This is a genomic window from Paenirhizobium selenitireducens ATCC BAA-1503 (genome assembly GCF_000518785.1).
Classification (GTDB): domain Bacteria; phylum Pseudomonadota; class Alphaproteobacteria; order Rhizobiales; family Rhizobiaceae; genus Allorhizobium; species Allorhizobium selenitireducens.
The window spans coordinates 704,479-723,035 of the sequence record NZ_JAEG01000001.1; the positions used below are offsets into that span (position 1 = coordinate 704,479).

An 18,557-nucleotide genomic window follows, 5' to 3' on the forward strand; every position below is an offset into this window, starting at 1 on the left:
CAGGACCCAGCATGACCGAAAACCCCGTCAAGAAGCCGCCGCTTAACGGCATCCGCGTGATCGAGCTCGCCCGCGTGCTCGCAGGGCCCTGGGCCGGGCAGATGCTCGCCGACATGGGTGCGGACGTCATCAAGGTCGAGAACCCGGAAGGCGGCGACGACACGCGCGCCTGGGGACCGCCCTTCGTCGAGGGCAAGGATGGCGAGAACCTGTCGGCCGCCTATTACCACTCGACCAACCGCAACAAGCGCTCGATCGCCATCGACTTCCGCTCGCCGGAGGGCCAGGAGATCGTCAAGCGCCTGATCGCCAGCGCTGACGTGGTGATCGAGAACTTCAAGCTCGGCGGGCTGAAGAAATACGGCCTCGATTACGAGAGCCTGAAGGCGGTCAATCCAAAGCTCGTCTACTGCTCGATCACCGGCTTCGGCCAGAACGGGCCCTATGCCGAGTTCGCTGGCTACGACTACATCGTCCAGGGCATGTCGGGCTTCATGTCGATCACCGGAGAACCGGACGGCCAGCCGATGAAGGCGGGCGTGGCGATCGCCGACATCTTCACCGGCATCTATGCCGTCACCGCCATCCAGGCCGCGCTGATCCATGTGATGAAGACCGGCGAAGGCCAGTTCGTCGACATGGCGCTGCTCGACGTGATGTCCGGCGTGCTCGCCAACCAGAACCTCAACTACCTGATCTCGGGCAGGGCGCCTGTCCGGCTCGGCAATGCCCATCCCAACATCTCGCCTTACGAGGTCGTGCCGACCGCCGACGGCCATCTGATCCTCGCCGTCGGCAATGACGGCCAGTTCAAGCGTCTCTGCGCCATTCTCGGCATTGCCGCGATCGCCGAGGACGAACGCTTTTCGACCAACAAGGCCCGCGTCGCCAACAAGGTCGAGGTCCGCCGCGTGGTCACCGCCGAGACGGCAAAATGGGCCAAGCGCGATCTGCTGACCGCCTGCGAGACCAACGCCGTGCCGGCCGGGCCGATCAACTCGATCGCCGAGATGTTCGACGACCCGCAGGTCAAGGCCCGCGAGCTGCGCATCGAACTCGAGGACGCCGACGGCAACGTCATCCCGGGCGTGCGCACCCCCATCGTCCTGTCCGAGACGCCGCTGCGCTACGCGCGCCCAAGCCCGCGCGTCGGCGAGCATCAGCAAGAAATTCTCGCCGAACTGGCCGAGATCGAAAGGGAGAGAGACCAATGAAGAAGACTGGCGGGGAACTGATCGTCGAGGCGCTCAAGGCGAACGGCGTCGAGCGCGTCTCCTGCGTGCCGGGCGAAAGCTATCTGGCCGTTCTCGACGCGCTGCGCGACAGCGGCATCGAGACGCTCGTCTGCCGCCAGGAAGGTGGCGCTGCGATGATGGCCGACGCCTGGGGCCGCCTCACCGGCAAGCCCGGCATCTGCATGGTGACCCGCGGTCCGGGCGCCACCAACGCCACCGCCGGCCTGCACATCGCCAAGCAGGATTCGATCCCGATGATCCTGTTCATCGGCCAGGTCGGCCGCGACATGCGCGAGCGCGAGGCCTTCCAGGAGGTCGAATACCGCCGCGCCTTCACCGAATTCGCCAAATGGGTCGGCGAGATCGACGATGCGCGCCGCATCCCGGAATTCGTCACCCGCGCCTTTGCCGTCGCCACCTCCGGCCGTCCCGGACCGGTCGTGCTGTCGCTGCCGGAAGACATGCTGGTGGATGAGGTCGAGGCGCCGGCGGCCAAGGCCGCCATGCCTGTCGAGGCCCATCCCGGCCCGTCGCAGATCGAGCGGCTGGGCGAGATGCTCGCCACCGCCAAGCGCCCGATTGCCATTCTCGGCGGCACGCGCTGGACGAAGAAGGCCGTTTCCGAGTTCGAGGAATTCGCCAACCGCTGGAAACTGCCGATCGGTTGCTCCTTCCGCCGCCAGATGCTGTTCGACCACCTGAACACTTCCTATGCGGGCGATGTCGGCATCGGCATCAATCCGGCGCTGTCGAGGGAGATCAAGGAGGCCGACCTCGTGCTGCTGATCGGCGGACGTTTCTCGGAAATGCCGTCCTCCAGCTATACGCTGCTCGACGTGCCCTATCCGTCGCAGACGCTCGTGCATGTCTATCCGGATCCCTCCGAGCTTGGCCGCGTCTATCGCCCGGACCTCGCCATCTGCGCCGCGCCGGTCGAGTTCGTCGGCGCGCTCAAGGCGCTGAAGGCGCCGGAACAGCCGATCTGGGCCGCCCGCACCGAGGCCATGCACGCCGCCTATCTTTCCTGGTCGACGCCGCCGACCCAAGGCCCCGGCCCGGTCCGCATGGGGCCGATCATGGACTGGATCGAGGCCAACACGGCCGAGGACACCATCTTCACCAACGGTGCCGGCAACTACGCCACCTGGGTCCACCGCTTCCACCGCTTCCGCGACTTCGCCACCCAGGCAGCCCCGACGTCGGGCTCGATGGGCTACGGCCTGCCCGCCGCCGTCGCCGCCAAGGCGCTGCATCCGGACCGGGAGGTCATCTGCTTTGCCGGTGACGGCTGCTTCATGATGCACGGCCAGGAATTCGCCACTGCCATCCGCTATGACCTGCCGATCATCGTCTGCCTGGTGAACAACGGCATCTACGGCACCATCCGCATGCACCAGGAGCGCGAATATCCGGGCCGTGTCAGCGCCACCGACCTGACCAACCCCGACTTCGCCGCCTTCGCCCGCGCCTATGGCGGGCATGGCGAGACCGTCGAGGCGACGGAGGACTTCGCGCCCGCTTTCGAACGCGCCCGCGCCTCCGGCAAGCCGTCGATCATCGAGATCAAGCTCGACCCGGAGGCGATCACGCCGATGAAGACGCTCACACAGATTCGCGAGAAGACCTAGGCTTTCCGCGACATCTGTCGGGCCAGGTCGGCAAAGGCGCGCAGGGCCGGCGGCAGATGGCGGTGGCCCGAATAGTAGAAGCACAATCCCGGAAATGGCGGCGTCCATTCCTCCAGCACCGTGACCAGACGGCCGGCCGCAAGGTCGGCCGCAACGTTTCGTTCGGTCATATAGGCAAGCCCTGCGCCACCGACGGCCGCCTCGCGCATCAGGTGCATGTCCTGCAGCGTCAAAGGACCCTCGACATCGACGCGGATCTCCTCCCCATGGCGCTCGAACTCCCAACGATAGATCGTCCCGCTCGGCAGGCGCAGACGCAAGCAGGCATGTCTTGTCAGATCGGCCGGAACCAGCGGTTTGCCGTGTCGTTCGAAATATTGCGGTGATCCGACGACGACGAAACGCTCGTGCTGCGTCAGGGGAATGGCGATCATGTCCTGCGGCACCGTATCGATCAGCCGGATGCCGATGTCGAAGCCCTCGGCGACGATGTCGACCATGCGCCCATCGCTGACGATATCGACATGCACGTCCGGATAGCGGCGGAGGAATTCGAGGACGATCGGCATCAGCAGGCCCCGCGCCGCGCCATCCGACGTATTGATGCGCAACCGCCCCGCCGGCGTGGCGCGCGACTGCGTGGCCGCCTCCATCGCCGCTTCGATCTCCTTCAGCGCCGGCCCGACCTTGTCGAGGAACTGCTCGCCGGCTTGCGTCAGCGAGACGCTGCGCGTGGTGCGGTTGAACAGCTTGACGCCCATGCGGGTCTCGATCGCCGCAACCGCATGGCTGAGCGCCGAAGCCGACATGCCAAGCTCCGTGGCCGCCGCCCGGAAACTCCGTGCCGCCGCCACGGCCGCGACCGCATGCAGTTCAACCAGTCCCGACTTCTTCATTGTCCAACATCCTGCATCACATCATGCACAAATATGCCGGTTATCAGGACAATGCCAGCGGCCTATCTGAGTTTCCGTCACTGAACCCAGATGAACGAGGCACATCATGACCAAGACAGTTTTCATCACCGGCGCATCCTCCGGCATCGGCAAGGCATCGGCCAAGCTCTTTCAGGAGAAGGGCTGGAACGTGGTTGCGACCATGCGCACTCCAGAGAAGGAGTCCGAACTCAACCAACTTGACGGTGTTCTGGTGGCGCGCCTTGACGTCCAGGACCCGCAGAGCATCGAGACCGCCGTCGAAGCCGCGATCGCGCGGTTCGGCCGCATCGACGTGCTGGTCAACAATGCCGGTTATGGCCTCTACGGCGTGTTCGAAGCGGTGCCGCGAGAGAGCATCCAGCAGCAGTTCGACGTCAATGTCTTTGGCGTCATGGATGTCACCCGCGCCCTTCTCCCGCACTTCCGTGCCAAGGGAGCCGGGACCATCGTCAATGTGAGCTCAGGCGCCGGCCACTTCACACTGCCGATGATCTCGCTTTACTGCGCCAGCAAGTTCGCGCTGGAGGGCTTCACCGAAACGCTTTCCTATGAGTTGCTGGCACTGGATATCGGGGTGAAGCTGGTGGTCCCGCACGGCGGCGTTGCCGAGACAGCCTTTCAGCAGCGCTCGGCCGCGGATTTCGCCCAGGAGGACATGCCGGCCGATTACCGCCCGTTCCTCGATCGCTCCACCGCTGCCTTCGCCAGAATGGGCGGCGCGTTGACCATGACGTCCCGGGATGTGGCCAACGTGGTGCACGAGGCGGCGACCGATGGAACCAGCCGGTTGCGCTACTTCGTCGGCGACGACGCACGCGGCTTCGTCAAGGCGCGCAGCGAAATGGCCGACCAGGACTATGTCGACTTCATGCGCTCGCACTTCGCCTGAGCTCAAGAAAAAAGCCGACGCATCAACAAGATGCGCCGGCTTTCGGAATCGCTTTGGCAGACTTCAGATCGCAGCCGTCACGATGAACTCGACCTTGTAGTCCGGGGTCGCCAGCGCGGCTTCGCTGGTGGCGCGGGCCGGCGGGTTCTTCGGGTCGATCCAGGCTTCCCAGACGGCGTTCATTTCGCCGAAGGTCGACATGTCCGAGAGGTAGATGATCGTCTGCAGGATCTTCGACTTGTCCGAGCCGGCCAGCGCCAGCAGGCGTTCGACTTCAGCCAGGGCCGACTTCGACTGTTCGGTGACGGAGGTGCCGTCGCCGACCTGGCCGGCGAGATAGACGGTGTTGCCGTGGACGACGGCGCCGCTCATGCGGGCGCCCGGCTCGATACGCTTGATGGTCATAGGAAATACTCCTGTTGCACGTGATGGAATTGAAAGGCGGGAGGGCGAGCGAAAGCCGCGATGGCTTGCTCAGCCGCGCAGGTGCTGGCTCTTCTGGTAGGTCGCGGTGGAACGCGCGCCGGAACGGCAATAGCCGAGCATCGGCCGGTCGAAATCGTCGAGCGCATCGACCATGCCGGAAATGGCGTCGGGCGTGACGCCCATCGGACCGACCGGCACATGGGCGATCTTGAGGCCCAGTTCCTCGGCGCGCCGAGCGATCTCGGCAAAGGTCGGCTGGCCGGCCTCTTCGCCATCCGGACGGTGGCAGACGATGGACTTGAAGCCGAGCGCCTTGATCGTGTCGAGATCGTCGACCGAGATCTGGCCGGTCACGGAATATTCTTCGTCAATCTGCGAAATGTTCATGGCGGTCTCCCTGCTTGCGAGGGGCAAACATCTACGATGCGGGCAGGCGGGCGTCAATCGTCGAGGGCCCCGTTTCCCCGCCGCGCGAGGCCTCAGACGAAGGCGAAGGAGAGTGCGTATTCGCGGCTTTCGCCGGGTGCGACATCGACGAATTCGCCTCGCTCCGAAAGCTTTTCGCGCGACTCCCAACGATGCGATACCGGCTCGATGCCGAGCACATTGGCGGGTGCCCCCTGATTGCGCCAGACCTGCAGGAAGGGCAGCGTGTCGGTGCGGAAGCGCACCACCAGGGTCTTGCCGCCGATCGCCGCGATCGGCCCGAGCCGGACTTCGGCCCACCCGCCCTTGCCGGCCGGCACGCAGAACACGCCGCCATCGCCCTCGCCGAAGGCCCAGGGAAAGCCGCCGCCGTCCAGCATCGCGCCTTCGAGCCGCACGCCGTCGTTGAAGTGCCTTGCCCCGAGGTTCATGTGGTACATGAGAAACGCCGGGAAAGCGCTCTTGCCGGTATTGGTCACGGTATCGGAAAGGCTCACCTCCCCCGTCTCGCCATTCATCCGCCAGCAACGTTCCAAACGGGCGCTGCCCCCGTCCGCCAGCGTCACATCGACGATCGCGCGACATTCGGTGTCTCCACCCTCGCCCGCGATCAAGATGTCGCGGGCCGGATGCGACGAAAAGGATCCATGCAGCGGATAGTTCCCGCCGCGTCCGCCGTCGATCGGTTCGGGGTGGCGGATATGGTCCGGGCCGCAGGTGAAGAGAAAACCTTCGAGCGAATGATCGATGCGCGGGTCGCCATCGTCGGGGATTGCCCGGCCGGGCGCCAGGTCGATACCGCCGACCACGCAGGCGCCGATATCCAGAACGGAACCTTCGTCCAGCATCAGCGCCGGACCCTTCCGCCCCTTGAATTCCATCATGCCGCAGGCTCCTCGATCAATAGCGGTGGCACCATCAACTGGCCGCTGGCGATCATCACCTCAACGCCAGACAATCCGTCGTCGATCGCCGTGAGGTACGGCATATCGATCACCCCTTCAAGCCACCGCTGGTAGTCGGTGGCCCGCCTCTTGAGAAGCGCGTAGCTCTCCCTGCCGGGAGCCGTCAGCGCCAGCAACTCGAACCGGCGGTCGTCGTGATCGCGGCATCGCTCCAGCCAGCGGCGATCCTCGAGCGCCTTCACCGCCCGGCTGATTTTTGTCTTGGTCAATCCGGAATGGCCGGAGATCGCCTTGGCCGTCCTGTGGATCTGCTCCCCCAGCGACCAGAGAACCTGCCACTCCGCCCAGGAAATCTCCTCGCCGACTCCGCTGAATCGCATGAAATGCGCACTCAGTCGTTCAGCGACACGGCTGAGCCGGTATGGCAAGAAATTATCAATATCGAATCGATCGTGCATCGTTCCCCCTACGATGAACAGGCAAGATCATGCCTGCGCTGCAGCGCTCCCAAAAAGCATCCGCCTCCCCCCTAGGAGTCGGTTTTTAAAACAATATTCACCATGAATTCACCTTTTCCACACTAGTGTCAAATTTGCTGGGTTAGTCAGACGGGCAAAAGAAGGAAGCGAATCTTGATCGACATGCTGAAAGCGGGAGTGATTGTGGCATCCGTCGCGGCCCTCCAGGCCGGCGTGGCTACCTCCGCCCTCGCCAACGACCCCTATGGCTACCGAAACGGTTCTGTCCTGCTGGTCTCGCCGGACGGCGACCTGCTCGACTACGTGCCTGAAGAGGGCGATGTGGTGATCAGCCGCGACCGCATGGGCCGGCGCGTCCTGATCGACCGCTACGGCAATCTGGTGGCCACCGAAGTGCCGGCCGAGACCTATTTCCCCCGTCAGCGCGAGGCCCGTGCGCCCGCAGCCTATGACGAGTTCGGCGCCCCGCAGCCCGTCTGGGAAGATGATGGCATCGTGACGGGTGCGATCCCCTCACCCGGCGCGGTCGACCGCCAGGACCTCGGCGAGCCGCTGCCGGGCATGCCGTCCGGCGGACCGGACATGGCACCCCCGGCGGATCAGGCCCCGGCCCGCACAGTGACCCCCGAAATTCCCGTAAAGAGCAATCTGTCGCAGCTGGAAATCACCGCGCTGCAGGTCTTCCTCGACCGCGAGGGCGTTTCGCCCGGCGTAATCGACGGCAAGATGGGCCAGAACGTCAACAAGGCGCTGGTCGCCTGGCAGGAAATCACCGGCGAGACGATCGACCCGAACAATGCCGAGGACATTCTGGAACGCCTTCGCCTGTCGGGCGGACTGGCGATCACCGCCTACACGATCACACCCGGAGACGCGGCAGGCCCCTACGTCGCCGCCATTCCCGAGGACTATGCGCACAAGGCTCAGCTTCCGGCGCTCTCCTTCACCTCGACCACGGAAATGCTGGCCGAGAAATTCCACATGGACGAGGCCTATCTGAAGGCCCTCAACCCCGGCGTCGACTTCACCATTCCCGGCACGACCATCAAGGTGGTCGATCCCGGCCAGACCAGGAAGGGCGAGGTCGCGCGGATCGTCGCCAACAAGGGGCTGAAACAGGTCTTCGCCTACGGCGCCGACGGCGCGCTGATTGCCGCCTATCCGGCGAGCATCGGCTCCACCGATACCCCCTCCCCGTCGGGCACGGTGACCGTCGAGCGTATCGCCTTCGATCCGGGTTACACCTACAATCCGAAGATCAACTTCCAGCAGGGCGCAAACGACAAGGTACTGTCCATCCCGCCAGGCCCGAACGGTCCGGTCGGCACGGTCTGGATGGCGCTGTCGAAGCCGACCTACGGCATTCACGGCACGCCGGAACCGTCGAAGATCGGCCGCACGCAGAGCCACGGCTGCATTCGCCTGACCAACTGGGACGCGACCGAACTCGCCAAGATGGCCAAGCCCGGCGTCACCGTCGAATTCATCGACTGACGCCCGCTTCTCCCCTAAAGTCGCACGGCAATACGAAAAGAGCCGCCAGATGCAAATCTGGCGGCGCTTTCATTGCGCTGCTTGGGAGGAGTGGGAGGAGGATCAAGCAGCGTTTCGAACGACCCGGAACATTCGGCGCGGCTCCTGGCTGCGGATGACCTTGGTCGGCAACAGGCGGCGAACCTCGCCGGCGAAGGCCTGGGCATTCTCGCGCGCCTTGTCGAGATTGCTGATTCTGGCGGCGTCCATGCTGTAGAGCGTGCCGCCACAGTCGAAGATCTCGCGGAACGCGCTGCGCTCGACGATCGGCGTGTCCATGACGTTGACGCCGCGGGCCGAAAGCAGGCCCTTGATGGTGAGCAGCGCCCGCGTCGTCACCATAGAGGTGACCCGCGTGAGAACGACCGAATGGGCGATCTTGAACCGGCCGGCGGTCTCCATCATCTTGATCAGGTCGAGGATCTGCGCCGCACCCTTGGCGTCCATGGCACAGCCCTGCACCGGGATCATCACGTGGTCGGACAGGCCGATCGCCGTTGTGACGATGGCATCGCGCGCACCGGCGAGATCGATGATCGTGTAGTCGGCCGTGCGTGACGATTCGCGCAGATGTCCCTGGATCGATGCGACGGAGACTTCGGAAATCACTTCGATATTGTGCTGGGAGCCGGAGGCTTCGTGCCACTGCGTGATCCAGCGCTGCGGATCGGCATCGAGGATGGCGACCCTATAGCCCTGATGGGCCAGTTCGGTCGCGAGCAGCAAGGCGGCAGTGGTTTTGCCGGCTCCACCCTTGGCATTGGCAAATGAGATGACTGGCATGCTGTTTCCTCGAAAGGGTATGGACCGAGCGTCTCATCGCTCTTGCAGGCACCCTTGGCTCATGGTGTCAGTAAATGCATCATTGCTAATTATGGTTAACAAACAGGAAAGAGCCGCCTCTTCCCGCCTCCCCAAAAATGGTAGTACCGCCGCCTCATGCCCCTGATCGGCAAAGAAAAAAGCCCGCGGCACTGTCCGTGCCGCGGGCCTTGACGTTTGTTAACTTTCGGCCACTCAGAAGCAGTCGAGGAAGAGCGCCTTGGTGTTCTCGAGCGTCATCTTCACCGGGTTGCCGCCGCAGCTCGGATCCTCGATCGCCATGGCGGTCAGTTCATCGACCCGGTCGGACTTGATGCCCATGGCAGTCAGATTTTCCGGAACGCCGAGCTCGGCGCGCAGCGACAGGACATAGTCGTAGAAGCCGTCGAAACCGCCCGAGATGCCGAGATAGGCCGCCGCACGGGCGATCTTTTCTTCGATGGCCGAGCGGTTGAAGCGCAGGACGGGCGGCATGACGACCGCATTGGTCATGCCGTGATGGGTGTTGTAGACCGCGCCGATCGGATGCGACAGCGAATGGATCGCGCCGAGCCCCTTCTGGAAGGCGACGGCACCCATGGCGGCGGCCGACATCATGTTGGTACGGGCTTCGAGGTCGGTGCCGTCCTTGTAGGCGCGCGGCAGGTATTCCTTGACCAGACGCATGCCTTCAAGCGCGATGCCCTGGCTCATCGGATGATAGAAGGGCGAGGAATAGGCCTCGAGGCAATGGGCGAACGCGTCCATGCCCGTGCCAGCGGTAATCATCTTCGGCATGCCGACGGTCAGTTCCGGGTCGCAGATGACGACGCCGGGCAGGAACTTCGGATGGAAGATGATCTTCTTCACATGGGTGACGGAATTGGTGATGACCGAGGCGCGGCCGACCTCGGAACCCGTGCCGGCCGTGGTCGGGACCGCGACGATCGGCGCGATGCCGTCGGAATTGGCGCGCGTCCACCAGTCGCCGATGTCCTCGAAATCCCAGACCGGGCGCGTCTGGCCGGCCATGAAGGCCACGCACTTGCCGAGGTCGAGGCCCGAACCGCCGCCGAAGGCGACGACGCCGTCGTGGCCGCCGTCCTTGTAGGCCTTGATGCCGGCTTCGAGATTGATCTCATTGGGGTTGGGATCGACGTCGGCGAACAGCGCGCGGCCGAGGCCGGCTTCCTCCAGCACGTCGAGCGCGGTCTGGGTGATCTGCATCGGTGCCAGGCCCCGGTCGGTGACCAGCAGCGGCTTCTTCATGCCGAGCGTCTTGCAGGCGTCCGCCAGTTCCTTGATGCGGCCGCGTCCCATCTTGATGGCGGTGGGATAGCTCCAGTTTGCGACGATGTTCATTTCGTGACCTTCTTGAGGTGGTAGGATTTCGGACGGGTGAGGTTCTGGAAGCCGAGGACCGAGAGCGAACCGCCCTTGCCGGTCTCCTTGCAGCCGGTCCAGCACAGGGCCGGGTCGAGATAGTCGGCGCGGTTCATGAACACGGTGCCGGTCTCGATCTCGCGGCCGATGCGGGCGGCCCGCTCGGGATCCTGCGTCCACAGCGAGGCCGTCAGGCCATAGGGGCTGTCGTTCATCAGGGCGAGCGCTTCCTCGTCATTCTTCACCTTCATGATGCCGACGGCCGGACCGAAGGTCTCATCCTTCATGAAGGACATGGAGTGATCCACGTTCACCAGGATCTGCGGCATCAGATAGGCATGGCCGTCATCCTGCGGGAACAGCTTCGGATCGACGAGCGTCTTGGCGCCCTTGGCGACGGCCTCGGCGATCTGCTCGCGCACATGCGCGGCAAAACGGCGGTGCGCCATCGGACCGAGCGTCGTTTCCGGATCGAGCGGATTGCCGAGCTTGTAGTTCGACACCCAGGCGACCGACTTCTCGACGAAGGCGTCGTAGAGGTTCTCGTTCACATAGATGCGCTCGATGCCGCAGCAGCACTGGCCCGAATTGTAGGTGGCGCCGTCCATCAGCGTGTCGACGGCGGCGTCGAGATCGGCGTCCTCCATCACATAGCCCGGATCCTTGCCGCCGAGTTCGAGGCCGATGCCGGCGAACGTGCCGGCGGCGGCCCGCTCGATGGACCGGCCGCCCTCGACCGAACCGGTGAAATTGATGAAGTTGAAATTGCCGGTGGCGATCAGCGCCGAGGTGGTGGCGTGGTCGAGGAACAGGTTGACGAAGACGTCGTCGGGAACACCGGCCTCGACAAAGGCGCGCACCATGCGCTCGCCGACCAGAAGCGTCTGCGTCGCATGCTTGATGACGACGGTATTGCCGGCCATCAGGGCGGGCGCGACCGTGTTGATCGCCGTCATATAGGGGTAGTTCCACGGCGCGATGACGAGCACGACGCCATGCGGCTCGCGCTCGATGCGGCGCTCGAACGTCGCGCTGTCCTCAACGACAAGCGGCGCAAGCGCGTCGGCAGCGATCGAGGCAACGTAGTTGGAACGCTCGTTGAAGCCCTTGTACTCGCCACCGTAGCGCACCGGGCGGCCCATCATGTGGGCGAGTTCCGGCACGACTTCGTCGGCCATCTCGTTGAGGCGCGCGACGCCCTTGAGGACGAGCTGGACGCGCTCCTCGAGCGGGCGGCGTGCCCAGGCCTTCTGTGCCTTGCGGGCGCGCGCCACCGCCTCGCTGGCGGCATCCAGCGACATGGCCGGACGCTCGGCGTAAACCGATCCGTCGATCGGCGAAATGCATTTGATCATGGTCATTTTCAGTTGCTCCTTGAAAGCCTCGCCAGCCAGTAGCGCGAAGTCGGATCGCGCGCCATCTGCCAAGATGGCGCAACCGCCCTGCCCCGCCCGGACCGCGCGAGCGCGTGTCCGGTGCCTGCCGGCACAAACGCCCTCCCCGGTCGAACCGCGAAGGGCCGTGAATGTGTCATACCGCCATTCGAGCGGCGGGAATATCACCCGAAAGGGATAGGGCGGCCGGCCGGCATCGCTGTCGGCGGCCGCACCGGATCAGGCGCGCTCGAACCCTCTCGCCACCTCCCAGTCGGTGATCTTGCGGTCGTATTCCTCCTGCTCCCACTCGGCGGCGCGCACATAGTGCTCGACGACGTCGTCGCCGAAGGCATGCCGCAGCATGGCCGAGCCGTTGAGCGCGACGGCAGCCGAGCGCAGCGTGCGCGGGATTTCGCGCACGTCGCTAGCCCCGTAGGCATCCCCGGTGAAGGCCGGCTCCAGCTCGAGCTTGCGCTCGATGCCGTCGATGCCGGCGGCGATGAGCGCCGCCATGGCGAGATAGGGATTGAGGTCGGAGCCGCCGACGCGGCATTCGACGCGGATGCCCTTGGAGCCCTCGCCGCAGAGCCGGTAGCCGGCGGTACGGTTGTCCTTCGACCAGATCGCCTTGGTCGGCGCGAACGTGCCGGCCATGAAGCGCTTGTAGGAATTGATGTAGGGCGCGAGGAAATAGGTGATCTCGCTGGCATGGGTGAGAAGCCCCGCCATGTAGTGCTTCATCGTCGTCGACATGCCGTACTGGCCGTTCGGATCGAAGAACAGCGGCGTCTTGCCGTCGACGCTCCACAGCGACTGGTGGATGTGCGACGAGGAACCGGCGGCATTGTAGTGCCACTTTGCCAGGAAGGTGATGGCTTTGCCGCGCGACCAGGCGATCTCCTTGCAGGCGTTCTTGATGATGACGTGGCGGTCGGCCATGGTCAGCGCGTCGGCATAGCGGACGTTGATCTCTTCCTGGCCGGCGGAGGCTTCGCCCTTGGAATTCTCGACCGGGATCTCGGCGCCCTGCAGACCCTTGCGGATCGCCCGCATCACGTCTTCTTCCTTGGTGGTCTGGAAGATGTGGTAGTCCTCGTTATAGCCGCTGGCGAGCTGCAGGTCGCGATAGCCGGAGGCACGCGCGTCGTCATAGGTCTGGTCGAACAGGAAGAACTCCAGTTCCGTCGCCATGAAGGCCTTGAAGCCCATGGCCTCGAGCCGGGCCACCTGCTTCTTGAGGACGGCACGCGGCGAATGCGGCACGTCCGCATGGGTGTGATGGTCCTGGACGTCGCACAGCACCAGAGCCGTGCCTTCGAGCCACGGCACCCGCCGGAGCGTCGCGAGGTCGGGCTTCATGGTGTAGTCGCCATAGCCCTTTTCCCAGCTCGTCGCCTTGTAGCCCGGTACGGTTTCCATCTCCATGTCGGTCGCGAGAAGATAGTTGCAGCTATGGGTTTCCTCATAGGCGCTCTCGACGAAATACTCCGCCTGAAAGCGCTTTCCCATCAGCCGTCCCTGCATGTCGACCTGACAGGCGAGCACAGTGTCGATGCGGCCTTCGGCAACATCCTTCTTCAAATCGTCGAATGTGTAGGTCATTTGAGTGAGCCCGCTGATTATTGTTGTTGCCGGCCCTGCCGGCCCGCTTTTCCCATGTGTTCAGGAGACCCCGGCCGCCGGGCGGCCGGGGAGATTGTCGGATGCAAGGCTCAGGCCTCGCCGACCGCCTTTTCGGCTGCGGCGATCCCGGCCTGGCGCCGGGCGACTTCGTCGCCGATCGGCGGGCCCTTGAAGCGCTTGTTCTCGAACGCGAACCACACGACGGCGGTGATCACGAAGAAGCCGATGGTGATCGGAAGCGCCCAGTCGTTCGGCGGCTGGATGCCGATGTAGAAGATCAGCGCCATTGCCAGGATGACGAGAACGGCCACAACACGGAAGGCGCCGGCACCGATGTTCCACGGACCCATGGTCGGCCACTTCGGCGTGCCGATGGCGACGAAGCCGAGCGCGATCGGCAGGGCGAAGGAGAGGAACAGGAAGATGACCGTGCACGACACGACGATCGAATAGGCCGGCGTGCCGGCGATCGTGATGGCCGAGGTGAACCAGACGAACAGGACCGACAGGATGGCGCCGATCCAGATCGCAGCAACCGGGGTGCGGTGCTTGGGGCTGACCTTCGAGAGCGCGGCGGAGCCCGGCAGGCCCTTGTCACGCGAGAAGGCGAAGATCATGCGCGAAAGCGAGGTCACGGTGGCAAGGCCGCAGAGGAACTGCGAGAGGAAGATCAGGAAGTACATGACCTCCTTGACCGTCGGGTTGACCTGGCTGTCCATGGCCCAGAAGAACACGTTCCAGCCCTGCTTTGCGGCGTCGTCCATGTTCGGCAGCATGAGCACGAACGAGCACAGCATGACGTAACCGAACACCGCCGACCAGATCACCGAGGTGATCATGCCCTTCGGCACCGAATGCGCGGCCTTGACCGTTTCTTCCGACGTGTGCGCGGACGCGTCATAGCCGGTGATCGTGTAGATCGGCAGAAGCAGGCCGAGCAGGAAGGCCATGCCACCCGAGACGGCGAAAGGCCAGACCAGCGAAGCACCTTCCGTGCCGGTATAGTTGGAGAAGGTGAACAGGCGGGCGACCTCGAAGCTCGGTGCGGACACCAGGCAGACGATCGTCAGAAGGATGGCCGTTGCGAAGATCAGGTAGCCGGAGAAGTCGGTCAGCTTGGCGGTGAGCCCGATGCCGAAGTGGTTGATCAGGGCCTGGACGGCTGTGATCGCCGCGACGAAGGCCACGCGGTGCATGAGTGTGTCTTCGATGCCGAAATAGGAACCGAAGGCGCCGAAGAAGAAGTAGAATGTGCCGACGTTGATGGCGCCGAGAACGGTCACCAGGCCGAGCAGGTTGAGCCAGGCGGCAAGCCAGCCGGTGAAGCGGTTGCCGAGGATCGAACCCCAGTGGTAGAGGCCGCCGGCCGTCGGATAGGCCGAGCTGATCTGCGCCAGGCCGATGGCAAACAGGCCGGAGATCAGGCAACCGACCGGCCAGCCGATTCCGATGGCGGCACCGCCGGCACCCGATGTCGCCTGGCCGAGCGAATTGATGCCGCCGGACAGAATGCAAATGATCGAGAAAGAAATGGCGAAGTTGGAAAACGAGCTCATTCGCCGCTCGAGTTCCTGGGCATAACCCATTGAGTGCAATATGTGCACGTCGTGCTTTTTATCTGCTTCGGTATAATCTGACATGACGTCCCCCAATTAACCGATCATCCGCGGGATTGCGGATAATTTCGTATCCTGCGCCGCCGGCATTGCCGACGGCTTTTTCGCAGATCAACTGATCCCCGGGGCCTTGTTATTGGCTGGCAGTATCGATCGCCTTGGCGATCAATTCCGCCAGATAGTCGGCCACAACCCCTTGGCCGACCTCATCTCGTATCAGGTCGTTTCGGACCTCGATCATTACGTTCAAATGCCCGTCCGGCAGGCCGTGCAGCTTGAGACTATGGGTAACACCGTCCTCCGGTCCATAGGGTTCGTTGCGCTCCACGCGGTAGGGACCACCGTCGGCCGCCTTCAGCATGCTGTCGGCGAGCCGGCTGTCTTCGTCATGCAGGATGCCGATTTCGACGTCGCGCTGCTTGCCCATATACACCGGCGTGAAGCTGTGGACGGTGACGATCACGGTCGATTGCCCGCGTGCGCTACGCGCCGCCGCGATGGCGCTAACCCGGTCATGGAACGGCACGTAGAGAGCGGCGGTGCGCGCATAGCGCTCAGCGTCCGTCAGCCCGTGATTGCCGGGAATATCGTAGATCTCGCTTCTTTCCGGCATCGCGGCCGGGGATTCCGGCGGGCGGTTGCAGTCGTAGACGAGCCGCGAGAACCGCTGATACACCAAGGGGCCGTCGAGCATGCCGGAGAGGCGCTTGGCAACGTCGAGCGCGCCCGGATCCCAGGCGATGTGGCTGACCAGGGCGTCGCTGTCGAGGCCGAGATTGCCGGCCCGCTCGGGCATGCGGCGAGAGGCATGCTCGCACACGAACAGGCAGATGCCCGCCCCTTCGGGATTCTCGACGGCAACGGCCTCGCCGTCTGCCTCTGTCAGGATGTCCGACCTCAAGAGCATGCGAAAAACTCCCCGGCGCCTTGCGGCTTTTTATCATTGCGAAGAGAATTCTTCACGATTGCCGGGCTGTCAACCGCATTGTGAAAATTTCTCTTCAATTTGCACATTGACAGATTTTCGTACTGCTAGGATAGTTTTGTGACAGACCGGCAGAAGATCGGTCCCAGGGGAAAAACAGCACTTGAGCAATACGCCGAAGACAGTCTCGGACGTGATCCGCGCCCATTTCGATGGGCTGACGCGGGCTGAACGCCAGCTCGCGGAGAGCCTGCTCGACAATTATCCGGTGTCTGGCCTCGGCTCCATCACCACTGTGGCGGAAAACGCCGGAGTCTCCACCCCGACCGTCGCGCGCATGGTGCAGAAGCTCGGCTACAAGGGCTATCCCGAGTTTCAGGCGCACCTGCACCACGAACTGGAGGCTACGCTCTCCAATCCGATCGCCAAGCACGACCGCTGGGCGTCGAACGCGCCTGGAACGCATATCCTGAACCGCTTCGCCGAAGCGGTGATGAACAACATGCGCCAGACGCTGAGCGAGCTCGACACCGCAACCTTCGATCAGGTCGCCAAGCTGCTCGCCGACCGCAAGCGCAACATCTATTTCGTCGGCGGCCGTATCACCGGCGCGCTGGCCGAATACTTCTTTACCCACATGCAGGTCATCCGGCCGAAGACGACGCTGATGTCGTCGAACACCAGCGCATGGCCGCAGCATATGCTGAACATGAGCGCCGGGGACGTCCTCGTGATCTTCGATATACGTCGTTATGAGGACGATATCGCGACGCTGGCAAACGTAGCCAGAACGGGCGGCGTGACTATAGTGCTGTTTACCGATCACTGGACTTCGCCCGTCGCCAAATATGCGCAGCACAGTTTCAAGGTTCAGATCGAGGCGCCGTCCGCCTGGGATTCCTCGGTCGTCACGCTGTTCGTCATCGAGGCGCTGATCGAGGCAGTGCAGAGTTCGGCGTGGGAGGAGACACGCGAGCGCATGAATACGCTCGAAGGTCTCTTCGAGCAGGCGCGGCTGTTTCGCCGGCCACGTTGATCGTCATCGCACCGAAAGGGGAGAAGAGAGGAGCCAGAACAACGGGAAGAAGCGACGAGCCAGCACAGAAGCGTTGCCGCGCCCGTCACATAACTATCATGCAAGCTGCATATCAGTCCCGCATCGCTGTACACCAACAAGGAGAACTTCAGTGATTACGAATTTTCGCCGCGTGCTCTCGCTGTCGACCGCCATGGTCGTCGCATCCACCTCGCTCGCATTCGCTGAGCCGAGCGCCGAACTGGTCGAAGCCGCCAAGAAGGAAGGCATGCTGACCACGATCGCCCTGCCCCACGACTGGTGCGGTTACGGCGCCGTGATCGACGGCTTCAAGAAGAAGTATCCGGAAATCACCGTCAACGAACTGAACCCGGATGCCGGCTCGGCCGACGAAGTCGAAGCCGTCAAGGCCAACAAGGACAACAAGGGCCCGCAGGCTCCTGACGTCGTCGACGTCGGCCTCGCCTTCGGCCCGCAGATGAAGGCCGACGGCCTGCTGCAGCCCTACAAGGTCTCGACCTGGGACGAAATTCCGGACACCGTCAAGGACGCCGAAGGCTTCTGGTACGGCGACTATTACGGCGTCATGTCGATGATCGTGAACAAGGATCTCGTCAAGGAAACCCCGAAGGACTGGTCCGACCTGCTGAAGGCCGACTATGCCGGCCAGGTCGCTCTCGCCGGTGACCCGCGCGCTTCGAACCAGGCCATCCTCGGCGTTCTCGCCGCTGGTCTCGCCTCCGGCGCCAAGGCTGGCACGGAAGCCGGCGAAGCCGGTCTGAAGTACTTCGCCGAACTCAACAAGGCCGGCAACTTCGTTCCGGTCATCGGCAAGTCTGGCACGCTCGCTCAGGGCTCCACGCCGATCGTCGTCGCCTGGGACTACAACGCCCTGTCCTGGAAGGACACGCTGGCCGGCAACCCGCCGGTTGACGTCATTGTTCCGGAAAGCGGCGTTCTCGCCGGCGTCTACGTTCAGGGTATTTCGGCTTACGCGCCGCACCCGAACGCTGCCAAGCTCTGGATGGAATACCTCTATTCCGACGAAGGCCAGACCGCATGGCTCGCAGGCTATTGCCACCCGGCCCGCTTCAACGCCATGTCGAAGGCCGGCAAGATCCCGCAGGCCCTGCTCGACAAGCTGCCGCCGGCCGCTTCCTACGAGAAGGCCTACTTCCCGACCCTGGAAGAAGTCGATGCCAACAAGGCTGCCGTCACCGGCGGCTGGGACAAGGTCGTCGGCGCCAATGTACAGTAATTAAAATGCTGTGAAATGCCGCCCCGGTCTTGAGGCCGGGGCGGCTTTTCTCTTGAATAGAAGCCGCGCATGAAGCGCGG

The 18,557-nt window shown here is 63.7% G+C and carries 17 protein-coding genes; 6 read left to right on the forward strand and 11 right to left on the reverse strand.

Annotated elements, in window-relative coordinates:
- The first annotated feature begins 11 nt into the window (after positions 1-11).
- Together L867_RS0103455 and L867_RS0103460 are read left to right on the forward strand one after the other, a co-directional pair.
- Positions 12-1,214 carry a CaiB/BaiF CoA transferase family protein gene (locus L867_RS0103455; RefSeq protein WP_028735585.1) on the forward strand — a complete coding sequence of 401 codons (1,203 nt, stop codon included), beginning with the start codon at positions 12-14 and terminating at the stop codon, positions 1,212-1,214.
- Positions 1,211-2,863 (forward strand): thiamine pyrophosphate-binding protein, encoded by a 1,653-nt coding sequence (locus L867_RS0103460; protein ID WP_028735586.1) that lies wholly within the window; start codon positions 1,211-1,213, stop codon positions 2,861-2,863. The genes L867_RS0103455 and L867_RS0103460 overlap by 4 nt, the downstream gene beginning before the upstream one ends.
- Here L867_RS0103460 and L867_RS0103465 read toward each other — a convergent pair.
- Positions 2,860-3,759, reverse strand: coding sequence for a LysR family transcriptional regulator (locus tag L867_RS0103465; protein ID WP_028735587.1), 900 nt, complete (start codon positions 3,757-3,759; stop codon positions 2,860-2,862). The genes L867_RS0103460 and L867_RS0103465 overlap by 4 nt on opposite strands.
- A gap of 106 nt (positions 3,760-3,865) precedes the next feature.
- Between L867_RS0103465 and L867_RS0103470 the strand changes: the two genes are divergently transcribed.
- A complete protein-coding gene (locus tag L867_RS0103470; RefSeq protein WP_028735588.1) occupies positions 3,866-4,690 on the forward strand; it encodes an SDR family oxidoreductase in 825 nt (274 codons plus the stop codon).
- 63 nt (positions 4,691-4,753) lie between these two features.
- On the opposite strand, the gene L867_RS0103475 is transcribed toward L867_RS0103470, so the two are convergent.
- From L867_RS0103475 to L867_RS0103490, 4 genes are all read right to left on the reverse strand, one after another.
- A complete protein-coding gene (locus L867_RS0103475) occupies positions 4,754-5,095 on the reverse strand; it encodes a RidA family protein (protein WP_028735589.1) in 342 nt (113 codons plus the stop codon).
- A 69-nt stretch (positions 5,096-5,164) separates the two neighbouring features.
- Positions 5,165-5,503 carry a TIGR01244 family sulfur transferase gene (locus L867_RS0103480; protein ID WP_028735590.1) on the reverse strand — a complete coding sequence of 113 codons (339 nt, stop codon included), beginning with the start codon at positions 5,501-5,503 and terminating at the stop codon, positions 5,165-5,167.
- A gap of 92 nt (positions 5,504-5,595) precedes the next feature.
- Positions 5,596-6,426, reverse strand: coding sequence for a DUF4432 family protein (locus L867_RS0103485; protein WP_028735591.1), 831 nt, complete (start codon positions 6,424-6,426; stop codon positions 5,596-5,598).
- A complete protein-coding gene (locus L867_RS0103490) occupies positions 6,423-6,905 on the reverse strand; it encodes a MarR family winged helix-turn-helix transcriptional regulator (protein ID WP_037172373.1) in 483 nt (160 codons plus the stop codon). Before L867_RS0103490 ends, L867_RS0103485 begins: the two co-directional genes overlap by 4 nt.
- Positions 6,906-7,088: 183 nt before the next feature.
- Between L867_RS0103490 and L867_RS0103495 the strand changes: the two genes are divergently transcribed.
- Positions 7,089-8,420 (forward strand): L,D-transpeptidase, encoded by a 1,332-nt coding sequence (locus L867_RS0103495; RefSeq protein WP_037172526.1) that lies wholly within the window; start codon positions 7,089-7,091, stop codon positions 8,418-8,420.
- Positions 8,421-8,522: 102 nt separating this feature from the next.
- Here L867_RS0103495 and L867_RS0103500 read toward each other — a convergent pair whose 3' ends face one another.
- From L867_RS0103500 to L867_RS0103525, 6 genes are all read right to left on the reverse strand, one after another.
- Complete coding sequence (locus tag L867_RS0103500) at positions 8,523-9,242, reverse strand: ParA family protein (RefSeq protein WP_028735594.1); 720 nt, start codon at positions 9,240-9,242, stop codon at positions 8,523-8,525.
- A gap of 234 nt (positions 9,243-9,476) precedes the next feature.
- Positions 9,477-10,622, reverse strand: coding sequence for an iron-containing alcohol dehydrogenase (locus L867_RS0103505; protein ID WP_028735595.1), 1,146 nt, complete (start codon positions 10,620-10,622; stop codon positions 9,477-9,479).
- Positions 10,619-12,004, reverse strand: a complete 1,386-nt coding sequence (locus L867_RS0103510; RefSeq protein ID WP_028735596.1) for an aldehyde dehydrogenase family protein — start codon at positions 12,002-12,004, stop codon at positions 10,619-10,621. The genes L867_RS0103505 and L867_RS0103510 overlap by 4 nt, the downstream gene beginning before the upstream one ends.
- 252 nt (positions 12,005-12,256) lie before the next feature.
- Positions 12,257-13,621: a glutamine synthetase family protein gene (locus tag L867_RS0103515; protein ID WP_028735597.1), complete on the reverse strand. Its 1,365-nt coding sequence runs from the start codon at positions 13,619-13,621 to the stop codon at positions 12,257-12,259.
- 110 nt (positions 13,622-13,731) lie between these two features.
- The gene (locus tag L867_RS0103520; RefSeq protein WP_028735598.1) at positions 13,732-15,282 is read right to left on the reverse strand and encodes an amino acid permease; all 1,551 of its coding nucleotides are present in this window, start codon (positions 15,280-15,282) and stop codon (positions 13,732-13,734) included.
- 109 nt (positions 15,283-15,391) lie between these two features.
- Positions 15,392-16,165 (reverse strand): N-formylglutamate amidohydrolase, encoded by a 774-nt coding sequence (locus L867_RS0103525; protein ID WP_028735599.1) that lies wholly within the window; start codon positions 16,163-16,165, stop codon positions 15,392-15,394.
- Between the two features lie 181 nt (positions 16,166-16,346).
- Between L867_RS0103525 and L867_RS0103530 the strand changes: the two genes are divergently transcribed.
- Complete coding sequence (locus L867_RS0103530) at positions 16,347-17,219, forward strand: MurR/RpiR family transcriptional regulator (protein WP_028735600.1); 873 nt, start codon at positions 16,347-16,349, stop codon at positions 17,217-17,219.
- A gap of 151 nt (positions 17,220-17,370) precedes the next feature.
- Positions 17,371-18,477, forward strand: coding sequence for an ABC transporter substrate-binding protein (locus tag L867_RS0103535; RefSeq protein WP_028735601.1), 1,107 nt, complete (start codon positions 17,371-17,373; stop codon positions 18,475-18,477).
- The last annotated feature ends 80 nt before the right edge of the window (positions 18,478-18,557 follow it).

Excerpts from the sequence above, each read along its gene's own strand:
- L867_RS0103455 (WP_028735585.1), top strand. The coding sequence starts at position 12 with ATGACCGAAAACCCCGTCAAGAAGCCGCCGCTTAACGGCATCCGCGTG.
- L867_RS0103460 (WP_028735586.1), top strand. The coding sequence starts at position 1,211 with ATGAAGAAGACTGGCGGGGAACTGATCGTCGAGGCGCTCAAGGCGAAC.
- L867_RS0103465 (WP_028735587.1), bottom strand. The coding sequence starts at position 3,759 with ATGAAGAAGTCGGGACTGGTTGAACTGCATGCGGTCGCGGCCGTGGCG.
- L867_RS0103470 (WP_028735588.1), top strand. The coding sequence starts at position 3,866 with ATGACCAAGACAGTTTTCATCACCGGCGCATCCTCCGGCATCGGCAAG.
- L867_RS0103475 (WP_028735589.1), bottom strand. The coding sequence starts at position 5,095 with ATGACCATCAAGCGTATCGAGCCGGGCGCCCGCATGAGCGGCGCCGTC.
- L867_RS0103480 (WP_028735590.1), bottom strand. The coding sequence starts at position 5,503 with ATGAACATTTCGCAGATTGACGAAGAATATTCCGTGACCGGCCAGATC.
- L867_RS0103485 (WP_028735591.1), bottom strand. The coding sequence starts at position 6,426 with ATGATGGAATTCAAGGGGCGGAAGGGTCCGGCGCTGATGCTGGACGAA.
- L867_RS0103490 (WP_037172373.1), bottom strand. The coding sequence starts at position 6,905 with ATGCACGATCGATTCGATATTGATAATTTCTTGCCATACCGGCTCAGC.
- L867_RS0103495 (WP_037172526.1), top strand. The coding sequence starts at position 7,089 with ATGCTGAAAGCGGGAGTGATTGTGGCATCCGTCGCGGCCCTCCAGGCC.
- L867_RS0103500 (WP_028735594.1), bottom strand. The coding sequence starts at position 9,242 with ATGCCAGTCATCTCATTTGCCAATGCCAAGGGTGGAGCCGGCAAAACC.
- L867_RS0103505 (WP_028735595.1), bottom strand. The coding sequence starts at position 10,622 with ATGAACATCGTCGCAAACTGGAGCTATCCCACCGCCATCAAGATGGGA.
- L867_RS0103510 (WP_028735596.1), bottom strand. The coding sequence starts at position 12,004 with ATGACCATGATCAAATGCATTTCGCCGATCGACGGATCGGTTTACGCC.
- L867_RS0103515 (WP_028735597.1), bottom strand. The coding sequence starts at position 13,621 with ATGACCTACACATTCGACGATTTGAAGAAGGATGTTGCCGAAGGCCGC.
- L867_RS0103520 (WP_028735598.1), bottom strand. The coding sequence starts at position 15,282 with ATGTCAGATTATACCGAAGCAGATAAAAAGCACGACGTGCACATATTG.
- L867_RS0103525 (WP_028735599.1), bottom strand. The coding sequence starts at position 16,165 with ATGCTCTTGAGGTCGGACATCCTGACAGAGGCAGACGGCGAGGCCGTT.